The organism is Actinacidiphila sp. bgisy167 (genome assembly GCF_965342175.1).
In the GTDB taxonomy this organism is placed as follows: domain Bacteria; phylum Actinomycetota; class Actinomycetes; order Streptomycetales; family Streptomycetaceae; genus Actinacidiphila.
This window is the reverse complement of the sequence record NZ_CBDRBL010000214.1, coordinates 1-963: the sequence shown is the minus strand read 5'-3', so window position 1 is coordinate 963 and position 963 is coordinate 1. Positions and strand designations below refer to the sequence as shown.

At 71.5% G+C, this 963-nt stretch carries 1 protein-coding gene and 1 pseudogene; one reads left to right on the top strand and one right to left on the bottom strand.

All coding sequences use genetic code 11. The features are described from left to right. A pseudogene (locus ACRWND_RS30845) lies at positions 1–201 on the top strand (ISAs1 family transposase); the annotation flags it as partial. 166 nt (positions 202–367) lie between these two features. On the opposite strand, the gene ACRWND_RS30840 reads toward ACRWND_RS30845, so the two are convergent. Then, entirely contained in the window at positions 368–892 is a 525-nt protein-coding gene (locus tag ACRWND_RS30840) for a SigE family RNA polymerase sigma factor (RefSeq protein ID WP_431955278.1), read from the bottom strand. Between the last annotated feature and the right edge of the window lie 71 nt (positions 893–963).

Sequence of the window (963 nt, the reverse complement as noted above, 5' to 3'; positions counted from 1 at the left end):
CTCCTGCACCACGTGCGGGACCGCACGTTCCGCGAGGACGACTCCAAGGTCCGCACCGGCACCCTGCCCCGCGCCATGGCCTCCCTGCGCAACCTCGCCATCAGCGTCTTCCGCCAGGACGGCCAGACCAACATCGCCGCCGCCCTCCGCCACACCGGCCGCGACTACCACCGGCCCCTACGAACCCTCGGTCTCACGTGACGAACCCAGACAGATCTCGATCATGCAATGACCCTGGGTCAGGATCCGGGACACCAGCAGGGGTACGTCCTGCATCGTGCTCAGCACCGGGGCGCCTCCTCGTTGAAGCGGCTACGCGTGGGCGGATGGGTGCTGTGATTGTCCTGGCATACCGCTCGGTATGTCACTACCCCGGGCGCACATCCGGGTCCTCGCGGAGTCTGCCCAGGGCCCGCGAGACCGCGCTCTTGACCGTGCCCACCGACACCCCGAGCGCCTCGGCGGTCTGCACCTCGCTCATGTCCTCGTAGTACCTGAGGACGACCATCGCCCGCTGGCGGGCGGGCAGCCGGCCGATCGCCCTCAGCAGCGCGTCGCGCTGGGCCTGCCGCTCGGCCTCGTCGGGGCCGGCCGCGGCGCCGGAGTGCGGCTCGGGGAGCTCGGCTGTGGCGTACTCCTCGATCCGGCGCCTGCGCCACTGCGAGGTGCGGGTGTTGACCAGGGTGCGGCGCACGTAGCCGTCCAGCGCCCGGTGGTCGTCTATCCGGTCCCACGCCAGGTAGGTCTTGGCGAGGGCGGTCTGCAGCAGGTCCTCGGCGTCGCAGGGGTCGGCGGTGAGCGAGCGCGCGGTGCGCAGCAGCGCCGGGCCCTTGGCCATGACGTAACGGGTGAATTGGGCCGACGAGGCGCTGGGGCACACGGGCGTGGTCATGGCTCCACGCTAGGAGCCGGTCCCGCGCCCGGGGATCCGCCGCAGGTGCCGAAGCGGCGTCACCCTGAAGT

What these genes read in the sequence shown, in the direction of transcription:
- ACRWND_RS30840 (WP_431955278.1), bottom strand. Translation starts at nt 892, where the DNA reads ATGACCACGCCCGTGTGCCCCAGCGCCTCGTCGGCCCAATTCACCCGT.